This is a genomic window from Maribellus luteus, from assembly GCF_003576475.1.
GTDB lineage: Bacteria > Bacteroidota > Bacteroidia > Bacteroidales > Prolixibacteraceae > Draconibacterium > Draconibacterium luteum.
On record NZ_QWGR01000046.1, the window covers coordinates 1 to 1,316 of the forward strand.

2 protein-coding genes are annotated in these 1,316 nt (G+C 42.0%); both read left to right on the forward strand.

The window, feature by feature from the left end:
- The first annotated feature begins 39 nt into the window (after positions 1–39).
- A complete protein-coding gene (locus tag D1614_RS23605) occupies positions 40–390 on the forward strand; it encodes a transposase (protein ID WP_119440457.1) in 351 nt (116 codons plus the stop codon).
- 23 nt (positions 391–413) lie between these two features.
- Positions 414–1,289 carry an IS3 family transposase gene (locus D1614_RS23610; RefSeq protein WP_241558156.1) on the forward strand — a complete coding sequence of 292 codons (876 nt, stop codon included), beginning with the start codon at positions 414–416 and terminating at the stop codon, positions 1,287–1,289.
- Positions 1,290–1,316: the final 27 nt, after the last annotated feature.

The window sequence follows — 1,316 nt, forward strand, 5'->3', positions numbered from 1 at the left end:
TGTCTTGTCCTAAAATAGGTTTACACAAAAAGTAAATTTATGTCAGGATTTATAGTTTATGATGAAAGCTTCAAGCGACGGGTGGTTGCTGAAGTTTTAACCGGGCAAATAAGCAAAGAAGAAGCCCGGCGTCGGTATCATATCGCCGGGCATTGCACGGTTTTAAAATGGATTCGTAAATTTGAAGCACAGTCACTTCAAATCACATTCATGAAGTCGGATTCGCATACATCAAAAGAAGACCTGTTAAAGCGTATAAAAGAGCTTGAACGCCAGGTTGAGGATGAGAAGCTTCGCAGCGAAGCTTTATCTCTGATGATTGATATTGCCGAGAAACAGCTGGATATTGAGATTCGAAAAAAGCCAGGTACCAAACAATCCAAGCGTTAAAATACCGCTATCCTGTTGCCGGTCTGGGCAGGATATGCCGAGTGTTTGGTATAAGCAGACAAGCCTATTATAAACATTTACAAAGCCAGGTAAAAATGGTTAATCAAAACTACATGGTGGTTCGGCTGGTTGCTTCGGTCCGTGGTAAACATCCGCGCATGGGAACCCGGAAGATTTACCACCTGATTAAGCCGGATCTGGAAGGTCAGGGAATAAAGATGGGGCGGGATGCCTTGTTTTCATTGTTGGCCGATGAAGATCTTCTTATCAGGAAACGTAAACGAATGCACATTACCACCAACTCGAACCATTGGTTCCGTAAATATCCGAACCTGGTAAAGGGTTTTGAGCCAACGACGCCCAATCAATTATGGGTGAGCGATATCACTTACATAAGAACCGCGCAAGGCTTTCAATATCTGTTCCTGCTAACCGATGCCTATTCGAAACGTATATTGGGGTACAGGTTGGCCAGGAACATGGACAGTATTCATGCTGTCAACGCTCTTCAGGACGCTATTGAAAACAGTTGTCAACTACTGGACGGACTAATCCATCACTCCGACAGGGGACTTCAATATTGCAGTCACTCCTATGTTAATACATTAAAACACCATCAAATAGCGATTAGTATGACAGAAAGTGGTGATCCGTTAGATAATGCAGTTGCTGAGCGGGTTAACGGCATTCTGAAAGACGAATACATCAATATAGTCGTTGAACAAACCGGAACCATTACTCAAGCAAAACTGGATGAGATCATTAACAGGTACAACAATCAAAGACCGCACCTGAGTTGTGATATGCTTACTCCAACTCAAGTACATCTCATCAAAGGAATAACCATCAAAAAAAGATGGAAGAACTACTACAGAAAACAAATAAATTTGGAGTTATAACCTGTAAACTTTTTTTAGGACGAGTCA

Coding starts and splice junctions, on each gene's coding strand:
- D1614_RS23605 (WP_119440457.1), top strand. CDS start 40: ATGTCAGGATTTATAGTTTATGATGAAAGCTTCAAGCGACGGGTGGTT.